Source organism: Aliirhizobium wenxiniae (genome assembly GCF_014201355.1).
GTDB classification, from domain to species: domain Bacteria; phylum Pseudomonadota; class Alphaproteobacteria; order Rhizobiales; family Rhizobiaceae; genus Neorhizobium; species Neorhizobium wenxiniae.
This window is the reverse complement of record NZ_JACHEG010000001.1, coordinates 1,198,029-1,217,214: the sequence shown is the minus strand read 5'-3', so window position 1 is coordinate 1,217,214 and position 19,186 is coordinate 1,198,029. Positions and strand designations below refer to the sequence as shown.

Annotated in this window: 18 protein-coding genes and 1 other RNA gene; 12 read left to right on the top strand and 7 right to left on the bottom strand. The window is 59.7% G+C overall.

The annotated features are described in order from the left end of the window. Position 1: 1 nt before the first annotated feature. Positions 2–1,273: an MFS transporter gene (locus HNQ72_RS05950; protein WP_183990425.1), complete on the bottom strand. Its 1,272-nt coding sequence runs from the start codon at positions 1,271–1,273 to the stop codon at positions 2–4. Between the two features lie 199 nt (positions 1,274–1,472). Here HNQ72_RS05950 and HNQ72_RS05945 point away from each other — a divergent pair, with 199 nt between their 5' ends. Then, positions 1,473–1,634 carry a hypothetical protein gene (locus HNQ72_RS05945; RefSeq protein ID WP_183990423.1) on the top strand — a complete coding sequence of 54 codons (162 nt, stop codon included), beginning with the start codon at positions 1,473–1,475 and terminating at the stop codon, positions 1,632–1,634. Here HNQ72_RS05945 and HNQ72_RS05940 read toward each other — a convergent pair whose 3' ends face one another. The 4 genes from HNQ72_RS05940 to HNQ72_RS05925 form a co-directional block, all read right to left on the bottom strand. Then, positions 1,635–2,552 (bottom strand): PhzF family phenazine biosynthesis protein, encoded by a 918-nt coding sequence (locus HNQ72_RS05940; protein ID WP_183990421.1) that lies wholly within the window; start codon positions 2,550–2,552, stop codon positions 1,635–1,637. Positions 2,553–2,737: 185 nt separating this feature from the next. Further along, a complete protein-coding gene (locus tag HNQ72_RS05935; protein ID WP_183990419.1) occupies positions 2,738–3,763 on the bottom strand; it encodes a class I fructose-bisphosphate aldolase in 1,026 nt (341 codons plus the stop codon). A gap of 197 nt (positions 3,764–3,960) precedes the next feature. Beyond that, positions 3,961–5,163, bottom strand: coding sequence for a phosphoglycerate kinase (locus HNQ72_RS05930; RefSeq protein WP_183990417.1), 1,203 nt, complete (start codon positions 5,161–5,163; stop codon positions 3,961–3,963). 136 nt (positions 5,164–5,299) lie between these two features. Next, positions 5,300–7,123, bottom strand: coding sequence for a potassium/proton antiporter (locus HNQ72_RS05925; protein ID WP_183990415.1), 1,824 nt, complete (start codon positions 7,121–7,123; stop codon positions 5,300–5,302). A 769-nt stretch (positions 7,124–7,892) separates the two neighbouring features. On the opposite strand from HNQ72_RS05925, the gene HNQ72_RS05920 reads away from it, so the two are divergent. From HNQ72_RS05920 to HNQ72_RS05910, 3 genes are all read left to right on the top strand, one after another. Beyond that, entirely contained in the window at positions 7,893–8,522 is a 630-nt protein-coding gene (locus tag HNQ72_RS05920; protein ID WP_183990413.1) for a GntR family transcriptional regulator, read from the top strand. A gap of 119 nt (positions 8,523–8,641) precedes the next feature. Then, entirely contained in the window at positions 8,642–9,232 is a 591-nt protein-coding gene (locus HNQ72_RS05915) for a biotin transporter BioY (RefSeq protein ID WP_183990411.1), read from the top strand. Next, a complete protein-coding gene (locus tag HNQ72_RS05910) occupies positions 9,229–9,672 on the top strand; it encodes a DUF1284 domain-containing protein (RefSeq protein ID WP_183990410.1) in 444 nt (147 codons plus the stop codon). Before HNQ72_RS05915 ends, HNQ72_RS05910 begins: the two co-directional genes overlap by 4 nt. A 54-nt stretch (positions 9,673–9,726) precedes the next feature. Here the strand turns inward: HNQ72_RS05910 and gap are convergent, their stop codons facing one another. Further along, positions 9,727–10,737 (bottom strand): type I glyceraldehyde-3-phosphate dehydrogenase, encoded by a 1,011-nt coding sequence (gene gap / locus HNQ72_RS05905; RefSeq protein ID WP_183990408.1) that lies wholly within the window; start codon positions 10,735–10,737, stop codon positions 9,727–9,729. An 82-nt stretch (positions 10,738–10,819) separates the two neighbouring features. Further along, complete coding sequence (tkt, locus tag HNQ72_RS05900; protein WP_183990400.1) at positions 10,820–12,793, bottom strand: transketolase; 1,974 nt, start codon at positions 12,791–12,793, stop codon at positions 10,820–10,822. A gap of 323 nt (positions 12,794–13,116) precedes the next feature. On the opposite strand from tkt, the gene HNQ72_RS05895 reads away from it, so the two are divergent. From HNQ72_RS05895 to HNQ72_RS05860, 8 genes are all read left to right on the top strand, one after another. Then, positions 13,117–13,389, top strand: a complete 273-nt coding sequence (locus HNQ72_RS05895) for a DUF4164 domain-containing protein (protein ID WP_148143582.1) — start codon at positions 13,117–13,119, stop codon at positions 13,387–13,389. Between the two features lie 12 nt (positions 13,390–13,401). Next, complete coding sequence (locus tag HNQ72_RS05890; protein WP_183990398.1) at positions 13,402–13,779, top strand: cell division protein ZapA; 378 nt, start codon at positions 13,402–13,404, stop codon at positions 13,777–13,779. Between the two features lie 63 nt (positions 13,780–13,842). Then, positions 13,843–14,001, top strand: a non-coding RNA gene (gene ssrS / locus HNQ72_RS05885) — 6S RNA. A gap of 112 nt (positions 14,002–14,113) precedes the next feature. Beyond that, positions 14,114–15,613, top strand: coding sequence for a sensor histidine kinase (locus HNQ72_RS05880; protein WP_244654302.1), 1,500 nt, complete (start codon positions 14,114–14,116; stop codon positions 15,611–15,613). Beyond that, the gene (locus tag HNQ72_RS05875; protein ID WP_183990396.1) at positions 15,610–16,053 is read left to right on the top strand and encodes a response regulator; all 444 of its coding nucleotides are present in this window, start codon (positions 15,610–15,612) and stop codon (positions 16,051–16,053) included. Before HNQ72_RS05880 ends, HNQ72_RS05875 begins: the two co-directional genes overlap by 4 nt. 9 nt (positions 16,054–16,062) lie before the next feature. Further along, positions 16,063–17,094 (top strand): sensor histidine kinase, encoded by a 1,032-nt coding sequence (locus HNQ72_RS05870; RefSeq protein ID WP_183990394.1) that lies wholly within the window; start codon positions 16,063–16,065, stop codon positions 17,092–17,094. A gap of 263 nt (positions 17,095–17,357) precedes the next feature. Next, positions 17,358–18,587, top strand: a complete 1,230-nt coding sequence (locus tag HNQ72_RS05865) for a hemolysin family protein (RefSeq protein ID WP_373289411.1) — start codon at positions 17,358–17,360, stop codon at positions 18,585–18,587. Beyond that, a complete protein-coding gene (locus tag HNQ72_RS05860) occupies positions 18,587–19,186 on the top strand; it encodes a 5-formyltetrahydrofolate cyclo-ligase (protein ID WP_183990391.1) in 600 nt (199 codons plus the stop codon). The genes HNQ72_RS05865 and HNQ72_RS05860 overlap by 1 nt, the downstream gene beginning before the upstream one ends.

The following is a 19,186-nucleotide window of genomic DNA, read 5'->3' as shown; positions in this document are numbered from 1 at the left end:
CTCAGTTCCTCCGGTCTTCTGTCGTGCCTTCCGCCTGTGCTGCACGCGGGTCGAGCGCGAGGCTTTCCGGCGTCGTCATCGGCGATGTCGCGGCCGGAGCGACCGTGTAGGCATCACGATGCTCTGCCGGTACCGGCGCCCGCTGGCGGCTGCGGATGATGGCATAGGCCGTGATCAGGATATGCGCGATCGCGGTGACGAGAAAGAGTGCATAAGGTCCGGCCCAAGTCATGACCGGGCCGCCGAGCGTCGGGCCGATGATTGTGCCGATGCCGTAGAGCAGCAGCAGACCGCCCGAAACCTTGACGAAGTCCTCCGGGGAGGCAAAGTCGTTGGCATGGGCAACTGCGATCGGATAAAGCGCGTTTGCCGCGGCGCCGTAGATCGCGACCAGCACGATAATCCCATAGGCGTCGGTTGGCCGCACCATGGCGACAACCAGTCCCGCCAGTGCTGCGGCTGCGGAAAGGCCCGCCAGAACGTAGCGACGGTCCATGCGATCGGAGAGGCGGCCCGCCGGAAACTGCATGATAGCGCCGGCAAAGATGGTGATCGTCACCATTGCCGCCACGGCACCTTGAGAGAGGCCGGCACGGTTTGCGAAGACCGCGGTCAAGGTGCCGTAGGCGCCATTGGCAATGCCGATCAGCAAAATGCCGACGAAGGAGATTGGCGAGTTCCTGAACAGTCCCTTCAAATCCAGCTTGGCGCGCTTGAGCGGTTGAGGGGAGGCTGCTTTCGAGAGTGTCGTGGGCAGTGCGGCGATACTGTAGAGAATGCCGCAGATCATGAAGAGCGTCGTCGTCGTCACGTCGGAAAAGGGAACCAGCATCTGGCCGCCGACGACGCCGAAGAGCGTGATGGAAATGTAGAAGGAAAAGATCGTGCCGCGGCTTTCCGGTGTCGCCCGCTCGTTCAGCCAGCTCTCGATGATCATCGATGTACCAGCGGTGCAGAAGCCAGTGATGGCCCTCAAGGTGAGCCAGGCGGTCTGATCCACGAACAGACCGGTCAGAAGCACATTCATGCAAATGAGCGCAAGAAAGCCGGAAAAGGCGCGGACATGGCCGATCCGTCGCACCACGTTCGGGGCCACGAAACAGCCGATGACAAAACCTGCGGCCCAGGTCGTGCCGAGCAGGCCAAGCGTCTCGTTGGAATAACCTTCGAGAGAGCCTCTCAGGGGCAAAAGCAGGCCCTGAAGGCCGTTGCCAAGGAATAGAAAAAGCGTTCCGGATAAAAGGGCGAGGACGGGAAGCAGGTTTCGTCTCATCGTCTCACAAATGGGTTCGTGTCAAACAATCAATGGCACAGTTGCCTGCCGTCAGACGTGTTGCGCCTTGCCGCAGGGAACGGTAACGAGGGACGGGGCTCGCTGTTGATTTGTTTGCCCCTCCCAAAGCCTATCTGTGGTGGAGTTTAAAAATGTCTACCCTGTGGCGGGACGCGAAAAGATCGCAGCAGGGCGAACAATGACAAAAGCAATCTCCATCCTGCTCATGCTTGGCATGGTTGTCCAGATTATAAGGCCGCTGGGCTTTCCCGGCCTCAAGCGTCGCATGGACTTCTGGAAACTCGCTGTGTTCGCTTTCGTGATCTGGACCATTGCGCTGCTCGCGCGGGAATTCGTCTGATCAGCATTCCACGCTGCCGCGCATGACGAAGACGGAGCGACCGCTGATCCGCACATCGGTTACCTTGCCATGTTGCTTGGTGACATCGAGTTCGATGATGCTCCTGCGGCCCATCTCCACGCCCTGCTCGATGGTGAGGCTGGTGCGGATATCCGCCTCGGGCATGTTGGCGACCAGATAGGCGCCGAGTGCACCGGATGCGCTGCCGGTCGCAGGATCTTCCGGAACATCGTCGAGCGGAGCGAACATGCGTGCACGGATATGATCCGGTCGAGAGGGATCACGGACATAGAGAAACACGGAGAATCCGAGGCCATCGCCGGGATGACGGGCGACGGCTTCCCGGAAGGTAGCAAGATCCGGGAGGGCGCGGCCAAGGGCGTCGAGGCCATCCAATTCGGCAAGGACAAAGCCAAGGCCGACCGAGGCGAAGGTCGGCTGATGCCGATCGGTGCGAACATTCTCCGTCTCGACCGCAACGCAGCGGGCTACAAGCTCTGCTGCAACCGTCTCTCCGATCTCAAGTGATCTCGGCGCGCGGATCGAGGCGGCGGTCACCTTTCCGCCTTCGCGCTTCAATTGGACCTCGACGAGACCAGCTTTTTCCTCGAAGCGGAGGCTGTCGCCGATGGATTTGCCGAACAGGCTTTCCTTTTGGCCAAGAACGTAAGCTGTGCCGACATTGGGGTGACCGGCGAAGGGGACTTCCAGCGTCGGCGTGAAGATGCGGACATGCGCGCTGTTGGCCGGATCTTCCGGCGGCAGCACGAAGGTGCTTTCGGAATAGCCGAATTCGGTGGCGATCTCTTGCATCTGCTCTGTTGACAGGCCGCGCGCATCGGTGATGACGGCGAGCGGATTGCCGGTGAAGCGTTCTGCAGTGAATACATCGACGGTGACGAATTCGACGGTGGGCATGGCATCCTCCAGTGGTGAGGGACGATGCTTAAGAGGATGCGATGTGGCTCACCAGTCAAACTTTGTGATGGTATCAATAAACGGAAAAACCGCGCCGTTGCCGACGCGGTTTTCTCCCTCCCTGCAGCATCCGCGCTCTATGAGGCTGCGGACCGGCTGCAACGATTGTGGCGAGAAGGCTTGAATCAGGCCGCCTTCTCGAGATCCTTCTTCCAGCTGCCCTTGGCGGCGAGCGTGTTCATCTCGGCGCGATGCTGGAAGGCGCGCTGGCCGGCTGCCACGTTCTCAGACTTGCCGCCCCAGGCCTTGAGAGCCGTTTCCTGCAGCGCGCGGCCGTAGGAATAGGTGAGCTTCCAGGGCAGGTCGTAACCGGCAACCATGGCTGAAAGGTGCGCTGTCGCTTCTTCCGAGGTCTGGCCGCCGGAAAGGAAGGCGATGCCCGGTACGGAGGCCGGAACGGTTGCCTTCAGGACCTTGACGGTGCGCTCGGCAACTTCCTCGACAGAAGCCTTGCGAGCCTTGATGCCGTCGATGACCATGTTCGGCTTCAGGATCATGCCTTCAAGGTCGACGCGGGCGTCGAACAGGTCGGCGAAGACGGTCTGCAGCACGTGCTGGGTAACTTCGGCGCAGCGGTCGATGTTATGGTCGCCAGGCGTGCCGTCCATCATGACTTCCGGCTCGACGATCGGGACGATGTCAGCCTGCTGGCAGAGCGCTGCATAACGAGCGAGAGACTGCGAGTTGGCCTTGATCGAACCCCAGCTCGGACGCTGGTCGCCGATGGTGATGACGCCGCGCCACTTGGCGAAACGGGCGCCGGCTTCACGATACTTGCGGAGACGTTCATAAAGGCCATCGAGACCTTCAGTAATGAATTCGTGCGGGTGAAGCGCCATCGGCTTTGCACCGATATCAACCTTGATGCCGGGGATGGAGCCGGCTGCGGTCATGATGTCGACGAACGGAGTGCCGTCGGCTGCCTTCTGGTAGAGGGTTTCTTCATAGAGGATGACACCGGAAATGCAGTTCTTCATCGCTGCTTCGGTGCGGAAGAGCATCTCGCGGTAGTCACGGCGGCTCTCTTCGGTAGACTCGATCCCGATGCTATCGAAGCGCTTTTTGATCGTCCCGGTGGACTCGTCGGCGGCCAGAAGGCCCTTGCCGTTCGATACCATCTTGAGTGCAATATCTTCCAGACGTTCGGTCATTTGTCGATCTCCAACACTTGATATCTGAGGCGATAACAGATGTAGGGCGGAAGTAAATCCACGGCTAAATATTTGAAACGATTGAATTCAATTCAATCGTTTAAAACATCTAAAAAATTTAAAGGGGTCTTGAAACGCGAATGCGCGGAGCCATGTCCGCGCACTCCGGTTGTGGTCAAGCTGTGGATAAACAGCGATCAGGCGGTCTTGGAGAGGACAGCCACGCCGGGCAGTTCCTTGCCTTCCATCCATTCGAGGAAAGCGCCGCCTGCCGTCGAGATGTAGGTGAAGTCGTCGGCGACGCCCGCATGGTTCAAGGCTGCGACCGTATCACCGCCACCGGCGACCGAGGTCAACTTGCCGGCCTTGGTCTGTGCCGCTGCGAACTTTGCTGCGGAAACGGTTGCTGCGTCGAAGGGCGTGATTTCGAAGGCGCCGAGCGGGCCGTTCCAGACGAGCGTCGAGGCCTTGCCGATCCACTCGTTGATGGCTTCTACGGACTTCGGGCCGACATCGAGGGCCATGGCATCGGCCGGAATGGCGTCGATGGCAACGGTCTCGTTTGCGGCATTGGCCTTGAATTCTCGGGCAACGACGGCATCGATCGGAAGAACGATGGCGCAACCGGCGCTTTCAGCTTCGGTCATGATTGTCCGGGCGAGGTCGCCAAGGTCGTGTTCGCAGAGCGACTTGCCGACATTGATGCCCTTGGCCGCGATGAATGTGTTGGCCATGCCGCCGCCGATGACCAGCGCGTCGACCTTCTTCACGAGGTTCTGCAGCAGGTCGATCTTGGTCGATACCTTTGCGCCGCCGACGATGGCGACTGTCGGGCGAACCGGTGCGCCGAGGCCCTTTTCCAGCGCTTCAAGCTCGGCCTGCATGGTGCGGCCGGCATAGGCGGGCAGATGGTGTGCGAGGCCTTCGGTCGATGCGTGAGCGCGGTGGGCGGCGGAGAAGGCGTCGTTGACGTAGATGTCGCCGTTTGCGGCAAGCGCTTCGGTAAACTCGGCGTCGTTCTTTTCCTCGCCCTTGTGGAAGCGGGTGTTTTCCAGAAGCAGGATGTCGCCGTCCTTCATCGACGCGACGGCCTTTTCGGCGTCGGGGCCGATGCAATCGGCGGCGAAGAGGATCTTGGTGCCGAGCACTTCGTTGATGGCCGGTACGATCAGCGAGAGAGACATATCGGCGACAGGCTCACCCTTGGGGCGACCGAAATGGGCAAGCAGGATGACCTTGGCGCCTTTTTTCGACAGTTCAAGGATGGTCGGGGCAACACGCTCGATGCGGGTCTTGTCGGTTACCTTACCGTCGGCAACCGGTACGTTGAGATCGACGCGTACGAGAACGCGCTTGCCCGCTGGGTTGCTGATATCGTCAATAGTCTTGAATGCCGGCATGGGCTAATCCACTCCTTGAGTGCTGAAATGGGACCGAGTGCCCTGAAGCGCCCGGCCGCTGAAACTGGGCGGACCATACTATGGTTGCGGCCCGACGCAAGGGCGCCAAGAGCCGCAGCGGTCTCTCAAATATAGCCTATTGCCTTTGGGTAGGCACCGGCTTTCCGCGGTATTTTCGAATGGCGTCGCGCACACGATGGGCGATCTCGCGCATGTTGATGAAGATCGGCAGATTGGTGGTCGGTTCGACCGGTTCCAGCGACACACCGATCGAACGAATGTGGTTCAACTCGTCGACTTCTCGGACGATCAGGATGATCGAGCCGAAGCGCATGCGGTCGGCATATTCCGCCTTGCCGCCGAGACGGGCAATCAGCAGTTCGCCGACCGTCATGGCCTGTTCGGCTGGAGAGATAAGGCCCGGTCCATAGGCGGCATCGAGTTCTTTCGCGGGGCGCGTGGGAGAGATGGCGAAGGCGCCGAAGAATTCCTCGTCATTGTCATCCACCGGCGCGCGCGCCGCAAACAGACGGTCGAGCAGTTTCGTGTAGGTCGGAGCGACAAAGAGATAGACCTGATCGCCCTCCCGCAATCGTCCGGCATATTGATAGCGCATGCTCTTTGCGTCGCGGATGACGAGCGAAGGCATGGCCCAGCGGGGAATGCGCTCGCCGCGCATGATCGGGCTGTCCTTGATGACCTTGTAGGAGATCAGCTCGTGCTGGGCGGCACCGGGAAGATCGAGCTCGATCTTGTCCACGGCGCCCATGCGCGGCGGTATGATGAGGCCCAATTTTGTCGCCACCGGCTTGATCGTCCAGCCCTGCAGGCAGAGCGATACGAGGACGATGATGAAGGCGACATTGAAGAAGAGTTCGCCATTTTCGACGCCGCTGAGGAGTGGCATGATCGCAAGCAGGATGGAGACCGCGCCGCGCAGACCGACCCAGGCGACGAAGCCGATTTCCTGCTGGGTGAAATCGAAGGGCAGCAGGCTCAGCCAGACCGCGATGGGGCGAGCGACGAAGATGAGGAACAGTGCAAGGCCGATCGCCGGTAGGAGAATGGCCGGGAATTGCGACGGAGTGGCGAGCAGGCCGAGAACGAGGAACATGATGATCTGGGCAAGCCAGGTCAGTCCCTCGTTGAAGCGCATGATCTGCTGCTTGGCGTACATCTTGCGATTTCCGGCATACATGCCGGCGACATAGACCGCGAGAAAGCCGCTGCCGCCCATGGCACCGGTAAACGCGAAGACGAGCAGCGCCAGCGTCAGCACGAAGATCGGGGCAAGGCCGCGGTCGGAGGTGAAGCGGTTTAGGATCGCCACGATCATCATGCCGCCGAGCAGGCCGAATACGAGGCCGAGTCCCATTTCCTCAAAGAAAGTGAGGAAGAAATGCAGGTCGATGCCGGAAAGGCGTTGGCCGGTGCCGATCAGTTCGGCAATTGCGATCGTCAGGAAGATCGCCATCGGATCATTGGTGCCGGATTCGACTTCGAGCGTCGATCGCACCTTGTCGCGGATATTGATGCCGCCGATGCGCAGCAGGAAGAAGACGGCGGCTGCATCGGTCGAGGCAACGATCGAGCCGAGCAGCAGTCCCTCCAGCCAGTCGAGGTTCAGAAACAGAGCTGCAGCAAACGCAAAGATGCCGGAGGTCAGCAGCACGCCGACCGTCGCCAGGGTGATTGCCGGAACCGCGGCGATCTTGAAGGAGTGGATCGGGGTGATGAAGCCGGAATCGAACAGGATGACGGCAAGCGCAAGCGAACCCAGCATGAAGGTGAAGGGGTAGTTGGAAAACTGGATGCCAAGGCCATCGACACCAGCCAGCAGTCCGATCGACAGGAAAACGAGAAGCAGCGGTGCGCCGAAGCGGAAGGCGAGAAGGCTGGAGAAGGCGGAAACCAGCACAAGCAGTGTGCCGATCAACAATACGATATAAAACGCCTCCAAAGGCCCCGACCTCTTCGTTTGCCGCTTGCTCCCTTCCCGGGCAGCACGTGCCGGTCGCGAAACCGGTTTTCGGTCGCGGGGCATCTGTCGGGGCGGGGGCAGATCCGGCATGAGCCGGAGCGAATCGTCACTTCCAGCAATAGGCAGGAATGAATCCGGCAAGAGAAGGGCAGGGCGGAAAAAAGACGGTCTTACCCCTTGGTGCTTTCAGCTTTTCAAAGAACGGAGAGCCCACACGAATGCGGAACCTCATTTTGTATAAAAGTGTGGCTCCGCATTCGCGTGGCCTTCGGCGTTTTCTCGGGACTTCCGGTCCCTACGAGTGATCTTCTCGCCTCGCTGCACATCGACTTGCGCTGATGCTTGGACGGCTCAACCGAACCCGGCATGGCTGCCGGGGGGAGGCTTGATAGGGAGAAGGTTGTCCTCTCCCATGCGTTTCACCCCTTCCGTCCTTGCCGCACGTTACGGGTCAGACGAAAGCGCCGGCCCCCGCCTGCCCGCGAACGTCTCGCGCAACACTCCGGCGACGGAAGCGGGGGGATTGTAGGCATGGGTTTCGAGGGCGGGGATGATTGACGTTACAACGCCTTGAAATCGTTAGGCGGGGTAGTCCAGGCGTCCACATGCCTGGAGGCGCGACTGGTTGATGACGTCTGTCGCCTGCTTCATCAAGCAAGCAAAGGTAAGTGGATTGTTTGGCGTAAAGGCCAACAAGGTTTAGGTTCAGCGCTCGACGGTCGCATTGCCATGAATTATCTATAATTCCATGACGACAGCCAAATCAGATACAATCGCCTCCCGTATCAGTCGAGAACTTGCCGAGCGAATCGTCACCGGCGTGATCGCTGCCGGTGCAAGGCTCAGGCAGGATCATATTGCCGATGAATTCGGCGCCAGCCATGTGCCGGTGCGCGAGGCGTTTCGACGGCTGGAAGCCCAAGGGCTGGTCGTCAGCGAGCCGCGCCGGGGTGTAAGGGTTGCCGGCTTCAGCCTCGACGAAGTGAAAGAGGTCGCCGAAATGCGGGCAGCGCTGGAAGTGCTGGCGTTGCGTCATGCTGCGCCCCATCTCACCCGGGCCATTCTCGATGCGGCGGAGGCGGCAAACTTTGCCGGTGAGAAGGCGAGCGACGTGCAGGCCTGGGATGAGGCAAACCGAAGCTTTCATCGTTTGATCCTCAGTCCTTGCGGCATGCCGCGCCTGCTGAAATCAATCGACGACCTGCAGGTCGTCAGTGCCCGACTGCTGTTTTCCGGATGGCGGGCCGAATGGGAAGCGCCTACCGATCGTGACCATCGTGCAATCCTGTCCGCGCTCAGGGTCGGAGATGTCGATCAGGCAGCCTCGGTGCTGGCCCGGCATGTGCAGTGGGTTGGTCAAAGTCCTCGCAAGGGCTGAAATTTCGTCACAAATTCAATGGGTTTTGCCGGCCGTGAATTTCATGGCTTGTCAATTTATATGTTCTGTGGAGTCATTAGCTATAGATTCTGAAAATTATCTATAATTTGGAGATCCATATGAGCTACCTCTCGACGCCTGCCTCGAAGCCGGCCTTCAGTCCGCTTGACCTGCAGAATGCCCCGCTCGCCTTGCGCGGCCTGGCCGTTGTCCTCGGCACCGGTATCCTGGCTGCGGCGTCTTATGTTTCCGTGCCGATGATACCTGTGCCGATCACCATGCAGACCCTTGCTGTTACGCTGATCGGCGCGCTTTACGGCTGGCGCCTGGGTGCGGCGACGGTCGTCGCATGGCTTGCCGAAGCTGCCATGGGCATGCCGGTTCTGGCTGGCGGAGCTGGAGGCCTTCAATCTTTCGAAGGGCCAACGGCCGGTTATCTGTTTTCCTTCCCCGTCATCGCTGCGTTGACCGGTTTTCTCGCGGAAAAGGGCTGGAACGGTCACCGGCCGCTTCTGGCCTTCGTCGCAATGCTGCTCGCCAATCTTCTGTGCCTTGTTATCGGCGGTGCCGTTCTGGCCTTCATGATCGGGGCGCAGAAGGCTTTTCTGTTCGGAGTGCTGCCGTTCCTCGTCGGCGCCGGGTTGAAATCCGCGCTCGGCGCGGCGATCCTGCGTCTGCTGGCGCGAGGCAGGACCAAACCTGCTGCATGACGGTTCGGCTGAGACCGCATCATCTCCTTTGCCTGCTCACATATGTGGGCAAAGGATACACGCCGGGTTTTGTCGCCAACTACGATCGTATCGCTGAACGGCTATCGAGCGGCGAGGATGTTCTCGTCGTCGACGGTCCGGACGACATTTGCGCAGCACTTTTGTGCGAGCCTGAACCGCATTGTTTTCGTGACAGCGTGCGTGTCCGTGATGCGCAGGCGGCGGCGGATATCGGGGATCTGCTGGAGATGCGCTTGTCGGCGGGTGCGCGGATCGATCTGCATCCGGGGTTGCTTGCCAGAATGCGAAAAGCCTTTGCCGAGGGACAATCGCGGAAAGCCTGTCGCGGCTGCGAATGGTCCGATCTCTGCAGCGGTATCGCCAATGATGGTTATGGTACGGTGCGGGTGAGGGCGACTATCGAGACGACGTGTCTCTGATGCAATAAAAAAGGGGCGCTCGAGGCGCCCCTTTCTTCATTCGTATCGGCTCGATCAGATGAGCTTTGCCATCGCGACCGAGGTGTCGGCCATGCGGTTGGAGAAGCCCCATTCGTTGTCGTACCAGGACAGAACGCGGACGAAGTTGCCTTCCAGCACCTTGGTCTGGTCGATCGCGAAGATCGAGGAGTGGCTGTCGTGGTTGAAGTCGCGGGAAACCAGCGGCTCTTCGGTGTAGCCGAGGATGCCCTTCAGCTTGCCGTTGGCAGCAGCCTTGATGGCTTCGCTGATTTCGGCAACCGTGGTGTTCTTCTTGGCGACGAACTTGAAGTCGACAACCGAGACGTTCGGGGTCGGCACGCGGATCGAGGTGCCGTCGAGGCGGCCCTTGAGGTGCGGCAGAACGAGGCCAACTGCCTTTGCGGCGCCGGTCGAGGTCGGGATCATGGACAGGGCTGCAGCGCGGGCGCGGTACAGGTCCTTGTGCATGGTGTCGAGCGTCGGCTGGTCACCCGTGTAGGAGTGGATCGTGGTCATGAAGCCGTGGTCGATACCGACAGCGTCATCCAGCGTCTTGACGACCGGAACCAGGCAGTTCGTGGTGCACGAAGCGTTGGAGATGACCAGGTGATCCTTGGTCAGCGCATCGTGGTTGACGCCGAAGACGACGGTCAGGTCTGCGCCGTCGGACGGAGCGGAAACGATGACGCGCTTTGCGCCGGCGGTCAGATGCAGGGCAGCCTTTTCACGCGAAGTGAAGATGCCGGTGCATTCCAGCGCGATGTCGACGCCGAGTTCCTTGTGCGGCAGGGTTGCCGGATCCTTGATGGCGGTAACCTTGATCGGCTTGCCGCCGCCTACGGTGATGGTGTCGCCGTCGACCTTCACGTCGGCCGGGAACTTGCCGTGGATCGAGTCGTAGCGGAGCAGATGGGCATTGGTTTCAACCGGGCCAAGGTCGTTGATGGCAACGACTTCGATATCGGTGCGACCCGATTCGACGATGGCGCGGAGGACGTTGCGGCCGATACGGCCGAAGCCGTTAATGGCAACCTTTACAGTCATATGAGCTTTACTCCCTGATAATGGGGCTACGTTTTAACGCGGGTTGGGACTGCCCTACTTTGATCTAGGGCAGTCGTTTGCATTAAATTTTTGCGACAGCGGCAGCGACGACGGCGTCGGCCGTGATGCCGAAATGCTTGAAGACATCCTTTGCCGGACCGGAAGCGCCAAAGCCCTTCATGCCGATGAACGTGCCTTCCGGACCGATGAACGCATCCCAGCCTTCGCGAACGCCGGCTTCGACGGCGATCTTGACCGGAGACTTGCCGATGATTTCGGCGCGGTAGGCATCCGGCTGTTCGAAGAAGAGTTCGGTCGACGGAACCGAGACGACGCGAACGGTCGTGCCCTTTTCACCGAGCGTCTTTGCCGCAGCAACGGCCAGTTCGACTTCCGAGCCGGAAGCGAAGATCGTGACCTTGGCGTCGGCATTGCCGGAAAGCGTGTAAGCGCCCTTGGCCGAACGGTTTTCTTCCGAATATTCGGTGCGAACCGTGGTCAGGTTCTGGCGGGTCAGCGCCAGGCCGGACGGACGATCCTTGGTCGAGACAGCGATCTGCCAGCATTCGGCAGTTTCGACGGCATCGGCCGGGCGGAACATCATCAGGTTCGGGATAGCGCGCAGCGAGGCCATCTGCTCGACCGGCTGGTGGGTCGGGCCATCTTCGCCAACGCCGATGGAATCATGCGTCAGGACGTGGATGACGCGGATGCCCATCAGGGATGCCAGGCGGATCGGAGGACGGCAATAATCCGAGAAGATCATGAAGCCGCCGCCGTAAGGGATCAGGCCGCCATGCAGCGCGATGCCGTTCATGGCAGACGCCATGCCGTGCTCGCGGATGCCCCAGTGCATGTAGCGACCGGAGAAATCCGTCGGCGTGACGGAGATCATCTGGCTGGTCTTGGTGTTGTTCGACGGCGTCAGGTCGGCGGAGCCGCCGAGTGTTTCCGGCAGGAAGCCGTTGATGATTTCAAGCGCGTCTTCCGATGCCTTGCGGGTTGCGACCGTCGGCTTCGTCTCTGCGAGCTTCTTCTTGTAGTCGCTGATCGCGGCGTCGAAGCCTGCCGGCAGATCACCGGCGAAGCGGCGATCGAACTCGGCTTTCTTGGCGGACTTTTCGAGGCGGCCTTCCCATGCCTTGACGGCGTCTACCGAGCGGGTGCCTGCGGCGCGCCATTCGGACAAGACATCGTTCGGCACGACGAAGGGTTCGTATTCCCAGTTCAGCGCCTTGCGAGTTGCTGCGATTTCTTCCGCACCGAGCGGGGAGCCGTGAACCTTGTGGCTGCCGGCCTTGTTCGGAGCGCCGAAGCCGATCACCGTCTTGCAGGCGATGAAGGTCGGCTTGTCGGACTTGTGGGCTTCTTCAATCGCAGCGGCAATCGCTGCCTGATCATGACCGTCGATTTCGATCGTGTGCCAGTGAACGGCCTTGAAGCGGGCGATCTGGTCGGTCGAATCCGACAGCGAAACGGCGCCGTCGATGGTGATCGAGTTGTTGTCCCAGAAGAGGATGAGCTTGTTGAGCTTCAGGTGGCCGGCAAGCGCGATGGCTTCGTGTGAGATGCCTTCCATCAGGCAGCCATCGCCGTTGATCACGTATGTATAGTGATCCTGCAGGTCGGCGCCGAATTCGTCGCGCAGCTTGCGTTCGGCAATCGCCATGCCGACGGCATTGGCAATGCCCTGGCCGAGCGGACCTGTGGTCGTCTCGATACCGGTGGCGTGACCGTATTCCGGGTGGCCGGCGGTCTTGGAGCCGAGCTGGCGAAAGCCCTTCAGGTCCTCGACGGTCATGTCTTCATAACCGGTCAAATACAGCAGCGAATAAAGAAGCATCGAACCGTGGCCGGCCGACAGCACGAAGCGATCGCGGTCCGGCCAATGAGGTTTCGTCGGGTCGAACTTCAAATAGTTGGAGAACAGGACCGTTGCCACGTCGGCCATGCCCATCGGCATGCCTGGGTGGCCGGAATTCGCCTTTTCGACGGCATCCATGGCAAGGAAACGGATCGCATTCGCCATCCGGTCGTTTTGTTCGCGAGAAGTCATGGCTAATCCACTGTATCCGAGTGTCGGTCAGAGGCCCGATTGGAGGGCCCTTTGAGGGAGCGCCTGATCCTTATCAGGTGGCGCGAGCAAGTCAACAAATGTGGGGCTATAGCTATTACATATTGAGCAGGTTTGCGACAGGCCGCCGTTTGTTTGGGCAGATGTGTGCAAAAACGATATAAGGTGCATGATCCACAAGTCGATGATGCCTGTAGGGTGGTGGTTTGTTGACCGGCTTTCAAGCGGTGCTTAATCTGTTTTACCTAATGGCGAGGTTTGGCTGCACGATTCGGTCTTCCTCGCATTCTCACGGGATATGATGGATGCCGGCAGAAAAGACGGTTGAGGTGGCGCTTTCGGAACTCCGCGCAGCGGTGGGAAGTCTCGAAAACGCCGTGGATGCCCGTATCGAGCGTCAGCGGGAAAGCCGCGACGTCGATAGCGAGGTACGTCGCGTCCACGCCGACCGTGCCCGTTTGGCGCAGGAACTCGACCAGTCGCAATTTCGCGCCAATCGGCTGGAAGAAGTCAATCGCGAAGTATCGCGTCGACTGGTGACGGCCATGGAGACGATCCGCGCCGTGCTTGATCGCTGACGGGAGAATTTGATGGCTCAGATTACAGTCACGATCGATGGCAAGGCCTATCGGATGGCCTGCGAGGAGGGACAGGAAGATCACCTGACCCAGCTTGCCGACCGGCTTGACCGCTATGTCGGCCATCTCAAGGGCCAGTTCGGCGAAATCGGAGATCTGAGGATCACCGTCATGGCCGGCATCATGATCATGGACGAACTGTCCGAGATGACACGCAAGGTTTCGGCTCTCGAGGCGGAACTGGCTTCCCTGCGGTCCAACCGCGACGGATCGATTGAAGTCCAGCAGCGCAACGAACAGGCGCTCGTTTCGACCATCGGCGAACTTGCCGCACGGATCGAGGGGCTTGCTGCAAAGCTCAACGGACGCACGCCGGCCGAGGTGAATTGACCACTCGCAAAAATTAGATCCGGGGCCACTGGCGTCGGCTGAAGATCATACATATATTGCCGTCGCGTTCTGCGCTTCCCGACAGGTACCACAATCCCTGGGGCCATACTCGATCCAAAGGGAGCTGTCCCTGACCAGGCCCGTGGGCTTGGACATATGGCGCCCACCTACGTTTGTAGGCACCCAGGATCGTAAATCTCCATCGGTCGCCGCGGATCGCACTTTCCTTTTTTAGATTGTCGTTGATGCAGTCCGGCGCCGGCCGGATATGCATTGACAATGCCGGCGTTGCGGCCAAGTTCACTCGGTCCAGTTCAATCGGCGGTTCACCTTCATGCTTTTTGCCAATAACAAGTTTGCCCGATCTTCGCTTTTCATGCTTCTGATCGGTGCCGGACTTCTCGTTGCTATCGTCCTGTCGTCCTTTTTCCTTGCAAGCCTGACCCGGAGCTATTTCGACGAAGTGACGAAGCTGAGGGCGGTGCGCTCGGTCGCGGCTGACATGCTGGTTCTGCTGAACTCTGCCGAGTCGAGCCAGCGCGGTTATCTTCTGGTGCAGAACGAAGCCTTTCTCGAGCCATACCAACAGGCGCTCGAAGCTTTGCCGAGTCAGGTCGAGCGGTTGGAGCGCGTTTCCAAAAATCAGAATACGGTCAACGTGCCGCTCGAGGATATCCGTCGCCTGATCGCCGAAAAGGTGACGGAGATGCAGTCGACGCTCAATCTTGCCAGCGAGGGCAAAGTGGCGGATGCCGTTGCCATCGTGCGCAACGAGTCCGGCTTCGTCGTCATGCAGCAACTTCGGCAGACGATCGGCGATATCGTGCAGGAACTGGACGGGCATCTGGTCAGCGGTATCGGCGAAATCCGCGAAAGCGCGGGATCGCTGCAATATGTGACACTTGGCGGTGGACTGCTGATCATCCTGGTCGTCGGCGGCGCAATTGCGGTCGTGATGCAGCATGTGCGTGAGCTTGGGCATGCCCGGGCGGAGGTCGAGGAGCTTAATGTCGGGCTTGAGGAGCGGGTCAACGAACGCACCGAGGACCTGATCCAGGCCAACAGGGAAATCCAGCGTTACGCCTATATCGTCTCGCACGATCTAAGGGCTCCTCTCGTCAACATCATGGGCTTTACCAGCGAACTGGATGCGTCTCTCAAGTCGATCAGCGCCTATGTGCTGGCGGATGAGACGCGCCCGAGCGAAGACGAGGTGCGCGAGGCGCGCCTTGCGGTAGAGGAAGACCTGCCGGAAGCGATCGGCTTCATACGCTCCTCGACAAAGAAGATGGATGCCCTGATCAATGCGATCCTGAAAATCTCGCGAGATGGTCGTCGTGAGCTGAAACCCGAGCGGGTCGATCTCGGCGAACTCCTTGAGACGACGGCTGCGAGCGTGCATCACCAAGTCAGCGAAACCGGCGGCGAGGTCAGCATATCTGTCAGTGCAGCGCGCTCGCTTTTGACGGACCGGTTCTCGATGGAGCAGATTTTCGGCAATCTGTTCGACAATGCGGTAAAGTACAAACATCCGGAGCGACCGCTCAATCTTTCCGTAAAGGCATTCCCGATGGGACGTCGTGCCGTCCGGATAGAGGTGGCGGACAATGGGCGCGGAATCGCGCCGGAAGACCATGAACGCGTCTTCGAGCTTTTCCGCAGGGCCGGTGTGCAGGACAAGCCGGGCGAGGGGATAGGGCTTGCACACGTGCGATCGTTAGTCAGAAATTTAGGTGGTGAAATTACTGTGACATCCACGCTGGGCGGCGGAGCGACATTCGTCATCCGTCTGCCTACGGATCTGTCTCAGTATGTTAGGAGTAGCGGGCCATGAAAGCTGCCGGCAAGGAAGTTACCATCGTCATGATCGAGGATGACGAGGGACATGCCCGTCTGATCGAAAAGAACGTGCGCCGTGCGGGCGTCAACAACGAGATCGTTCCATTTGCCAACGGTACAGATGCGCTCGACTACATCCTCGGCAAGGATCGTTCGGGGACGGTCACCAGCGATCGCCATCTCCTGATTCTGCTCGATCTCAACCTGCCCGATATGTCGGGTATTGACATCCTCGAGAAGGTGAAGTCCAACCCTCATGCAAAACGGCTGCCCGTGGTGATCCTCACGACGACGGACGACGAGCGGGAAATTCAGCGCTGTTACGATCTCGGCGCGAATGTCTATATTACCAAGCCAGTGGAATACGAGAGTTTCGCACACGCCATTCGACAGCTGGGCCTGTTCTTTTCGGTGATGCAGATACCCGGACAATAACGAGAAGATATGCCGCGAACGATCCTTTATGTTGACGACGATGTTGCCTTGGCCCGTCTCGCGGAACGCCATCTCGGACGCGCCGGTTACAATGTCATCACTGCCGTCGACGGGGAAAGCGCCATGGCGGCGTTCGAAAACGGCGGGATCGATGCGATCGTTCTCGACCACTATCTGCGCGCCGAGACCGGCATGGATATCTTCCATCGCTTGCAGGAGCGTGGCTGCTCGGCCCCTGTCATCTACGTCACCGGTTCCAGCGAAGCGACGATTGCCATCGAGGCAATGAAGAACGGCGCATCCGATTATGTCATCAAGACCGTCGGCGATGAGTTCATGCCGCTGATGCAGAATGCGATCGGCCAGGCGATCTCGACCGCGGACCTGTGGCGCGAGAAGGAAAAGGCCGACCAGGAAATCCGCATCGGCAAGGAACGGGCGGAAGTCCTGCTTGCAGAGGTCAATCATCGCGTGGCCAACAGTCTCGCGCTGGTTGCTGCCTTGATCCGGCTACAGGCAGGAAGCAGCAAGAATGACGACGTAAAAGCCGCGCTTGCCGAAACGCAGGCGCGGATCACTGCCATCGCAGGCATGCATAGAAGCCTCTACACGTCGGACGATGTGCGGCAGGTGGAGATGGGCAGGTATCTCGGCACGCTGGTCAACGAGGTGCAAGGAACGGTCACCGACCGTCAGGGGCCGACCATTCATCTATCGGCCGACGAGGTTATGCTGACATCGGATCGTGCTGTATCCGTGGGCATGATCGTCACCGAGCTTCTGACCAATGCACTGAAATACGCTTACGAACCGGGGAAAGACGGCGAGGTGCGTGTTCTTCTAAAGCGCCAGCCGGACGACAAGGCATTGCTTGCGGTCGAAGATGACGGGATAGGCTGGAAAGAGGGCGATGTCGTCAAGGGAACCGGTCTTGGAAGCCGGATCGTGAAGTCGATGGCGTCCACGCTCGGATCGGCCATTCAATATGTCGAGCGGCCGAAAGGCACGCGTGCGGAGATGACGATCGATCTCTCTGTGTGATCGGCGGCAGACATCAGTTGTTCCAGCCATTGCAATAGACGCAAGCCGACCTTATGATTTCTACTCACAGGTGAAGGTGCGCAGTTCCGAGAACCGGCTGACGGTTTTCCGAACTGCGCGCGAGATCACATCATGAAATCAACGGCAGCCGCCGCAAGCGGTCAACGTTTTGTGCGCAGGATATTGTCCCAGCCTAAGAGCACCTTTTGTTAACCGAAATCCTTATCGTCGTTGCACTCACCATATTGAATGGTGTTCTTGCGATGTCGGAACTTGCCGTCGTTTCATCCCGCCCCATCCGCCTCAAGGTTATGGCCGAGCAGGGAAATCGCGGTGCGGCCACAGCCATCAAGCTTGCCGAAGACCCAGGTCGTTTTCTCTCTTCCGTTCAGATCGGCATCACGCTGGTTGGCGTTCTTTCCGGCGCATTTTCCGGCGCCACGCTCGGTACGCGCCTGACCTCATGGCTCGAGGCACAGGGCATGGCCGAGAACCTTGCCGACTGGCTTGGTGTCGGCGGTGTCGTTGTCGTCATCACCTATATGTCACTTATCCTCGGCGAACTGGTGCCGAAGCAGATTGCGTTGCGCGCGCCAGAGTCTGTTGCCGCCCGCGTCGCGCCTGCGATGAAGCTCGTTGCGATGATCGGCGCGCCCATCGTCTGGTTCCTTGATATCTCCGGCCGCTTCGTGCTGACCATACTCGGCCAGAAGGGCGAGTCCGAAGACAAGGTTACGGACGAGGAAATCCGCACGGTTCTTGCCGAAGCGCAGAGCGCAGGCGTCATCGAAAGCGGTGAGTCCGAGATGATTTCCGGCGTCATGCGCCTGGCCGACCGCACCGCGCGCGGCCTGATGACGCCGCGTCGCGATGTCGAGGTGATCGATACGGAGGACGAGCCGGAGGAAATCCGCGCCCAGCTTCGTGCCACGACACGCTCCCGCCTGCCTGTTCGCAAGGGCAGTTCCGACGAGATCATCGGCGTTCTGTTCGTCAAGGACGCCTATGATTTCATGGCCGGCGGAAAGCAGTTCGACGTTCAGCTCGCAATGCGTGAGGCTCCCGTCGTTTCCGATCTGACTGGCGCTCTCGACGTCATCCAGGCGCTCAGGAAGGCGCCGGCGCATATGGTGCTTGTCTATGACGAGTACGGTCATTTCGAAGGTATCATCAGCTCCGGCGACGTGCTGGAGGCAATCACCGGCGTGTTCCAGGAAGACGCGACCGAAGAGCCTGCAATCGTGGTGCGGGACGACGGTTCCTACCTGATTGCCGGCTGGATGCCGGTCGACGAGTTTGGTGCGCAGATGGGCATCTCGATCGAGGAAGATCCGGGTTACGAGACCGTTGCCGGTTTCGTGCTTGACGAATTGAAGCACCTGCCGGAACTCGGCGAAAGCTTCACGACGCATGGCTGGACCTTCGAGGTCGTCGATCTTGACGGTCGGCGTATCGACAAGCTGCTGGTCTCCCGTTCAGGCGACAAGGCCTGATGGCCGGCCAATCGATCAAGGCGTCGCTGCGGGCCGAAAGGCTCGCGGCGCGCGATACTATCAGTGCTGCGGAGCGCGTGGAGAAAAGCCTGTCGCTGGCATCGCACGGTATGGCGGCGATCGATCTTAACGACGGAACGATCGTGTCCGGTTTCCTGCCGATCCGCTCCGAGGTGGATGTCCGTCCTCTTATGGATCTTCTGAGAGAACGCGGGGCGCGGATTTGCGTGCCTGTCGTACTCGATAAGGAAACCATCGTTTTTCGCGAACTGACACCCGGTGCCGAGCTTGTCGCGGGCGTCTTCGGCACGGTCGGGCCGGGGCTGGAAGTGGCCGAACTCGACCCCGAGATCATGCTGGTGCCGCTTGCGGCGTTCGACCGCAGAGGCCACCGGATCGGTTATGGTGGCGGTTATTATGATCGCGCAATTTACCGTTTGCAGCAAAAAGGCTGCAATCCACGGCTGATCGGCATTGCATTCGACTGCCAGGAAGTGGCATCAGTTCCCGAAGAACCTCATGATATAAGGCTTCACGGGATCCTGACGGAAAGCGGCTTTCGCGATCTGTCCGATGAGGCCATTGTAAAGATTGGATAG

Excerpts from the sequence above, each read along its gene's own strand:
- HNQ72_RS05870 (WP_183990394.1), top strand. The coding sequence starts at position 16,063 with ATGCCGCGAACGATCCTTTATGTTGACGACGATGTTGCCTTGGCCCGT.
- HNQ72_RS05910 (WP_183990410.1), top strand. The coding sequence starts at position 9,229 with ATGACGGTTCGGCTGAGACCGCATCATCTCCTTTGCCTGCTCACATAT.
- HNQ72_RS05930 (WP_183990417.1), bottom strand. The coding sequence starts at position 5,163 with ATGCCGGCATTCAAGACTATTGACGATATCAGCAACCCAGCGGGCAAG.
- HNQ72_RS05950 (WP_183990425.1), bottom strand. The coding sequence starts at position 1,273 with ATGAGACGAAACCTGCTTCCCGTCCTCGCCCTTTTATCCGGAACGCTT.
- gap (WP_183990408.1), bottom strand. The coding sequence starts at position 10,737 with ATGACTGTAAAGGTTGCCATTAACGGCTTCGGCCGTATCGGCCGCAAC.
- HNQ72_RS05865 (WP_373289411.1), top strand. The coding sequence starts at position 17,358 with ATGTCGGAACTTGCCGTCGTTTCATCCCGCCCCATCCGCCTCAAGGTT.
- HNQ72_RS05935 (WP_183990419.1), bottom strand. The coding sequence starts at position 3,763 with ATGACCGAACGTCTGGAAGATATTGCACTCAAGATGGTATCGAACGGC.
- tkt (WP_183990400.1), bottom strand. The coding sequence starts at position 12,793 with ATGACTTCTCGCGAACAAAACGACCGGATGGCGAATGCGATCCGTTTC.
- HNQ72_RS05920 (WP_183990413.1), top strand. The coding sequence starts at position 7,893 with ATGACGACAGCCAAATCAGATACAATCGCCTCCCGTATCAGTCGAGAA.
- HNQ72_RS05880 (WP_244654302.1), top strand. The coding sequence starts at position 14,114 with ATGCTTTTTGCCAATAACAAGTTTGCCCGATCTTCGCTTTTCATGCTT.
- HNQ72_RS05860 (WP_183990391.1), top strand. The coding sequence starts at position 18,587 with ATGGCCGGCCAATCGATCAAGGCGTCGCTGCGGGCCGAAAGGCTCGCG.
- HNQ72_RS05890 (WP_183990398.1), top strand. The coding sequence starts at position 13,402 with ATGGCTCAGATTACAGTCACGATCGATGGCAAGGCCTATCGGATGGCC.
- HNQ72_RS05875 (WP_183990396.1), top strand. The coding sequence starts at position 15,610 with ATGAAAGCTGCCGGCAAGGAAGTTACCATCGTCATGATCGAGGATGAC.
- HNQ72_RS05895 (WP_148143582.1), top strand. The coding sequence starts at position 13,117 with ATGCCGGCAGAAAAGACGGTTGAGGTGGCGCTTTCGGAACTCCGCGCA.
- HNQ72_RS05915 (WP_183990411.1), top strand. The coding sequence starts at position 8,642 with ATGAGCTACCTCTCGACGCCTGCCTCGAAGCCGGCCTTCAGTCCGCTT.
- HNQ72_RS05945 (WP_183990423.1), top strand. The coding sequence starts at position 1,473 with ATGACAAAAGCAATCTCCATCCTGCTCATGCTTGGCATGGTTGTCCAG.
- HNQ72_RS05940 (WP_183990421.1), bottom strand. The coding sequence starts at position 2,552 with ATGCCCACCGTCGAATTCGTCACCGTCGATGTATTCACTGCAGAACGC.